The sequence below is a fragment of the Iodobacter violaceini genome (assembly GCF_011601265.1).
GTDB lineage: Bacteria > Pseudomonadota > Gammaproteobacteria > Burkholderiales > Chitinibacteraceae > Iodobacter > Iodobacter violaceini.
This window is the reverse complement of record NZ_JAAOLX010000032.1, coordinates 1-847: the sequence shown is the minus strand read 5'-3', so window position 1 is coordinate 847 and position 847 is coordinate 1. Positions and strand designations below refer to the sequence as shown.

At 51.5% G+C, this 847-nt stretch carries 1 protein-coding gene; it reads left to right on the top strand.

Features of this window, described 5'->3' with window-relative positions:
* On the top strand, positions 1 to 847 hold an 847-nt coding region (locus tag HA050_RS21710), incomplete at both ends, for a VCBS domain-containing protein (protein WP_205836559.1).

The window sequence follows — 847 nt, the reverse complement described above, 5'->3', positions numbered from 1 at the left end:
CAGGCACTTACGGTAAATTGACGCTGGGCAGCGATGGCAAGTGGACTTATACGCTGAATAACGATGCGGATAATGTGCAAGCCCTTAAAACCGGCGAAACCAAAACCGAATCCTTCGATGTAACACTAAGCGACGGCACCAAAACCACCATCACCATCGATGTGCAAGGTCTGGACGACAAGGCCGTGATCACCCCTAGCAAACCGGGTGACGATGCTGGCCAGGTTAAAGAAGATACCGTTCTGACTACCAGCGGCACCCTGCTGGTGAATGATAAAGACGCTGGCCAATCCAGCTTCCAGGCACAAACTGACACCGATGGTACTTACGGTAAGTTCAGCATTGGCACGGATGGTAAGTGGACTTATGTGCTGAACAACGCAGCGGCCAATGTTCAAGCTCTGGCTGAAGGCGAAACCAAGACTGAAACCTTCACCGTTAAGTCTGCAGATGGCACGACTTCCAATGTTGTTGTGACGGTTGTCGGCACGAATGATGCTGCAGTGATCACACCGAATCAACCAGGCGATGACGCAGGCCAGGTCAAAGAAGATACAACGCTGACTACCAGCGGCACCTTACTGGTTAACGACAAAGACGCTGGTCAATCCAGCTTCCAGGCGCAGACGAATACCGATGGTACTTACGGTAAGTTCAGCATTGGTACGGATGGTAAGTGGACTTACGTGCTGAACAACGCAGCGGCCAATGTTCAAGCTCTGGCTGAAGGCGAAACCAAGACTGAAACCTTTACCGTTAAATCTGCGGATGGCACGACTTCCAATGTTGTTGTGACTGTTGTCGGCACGAATGATGCGGCAGTGATCACACCGAATAAGCCAGGCGA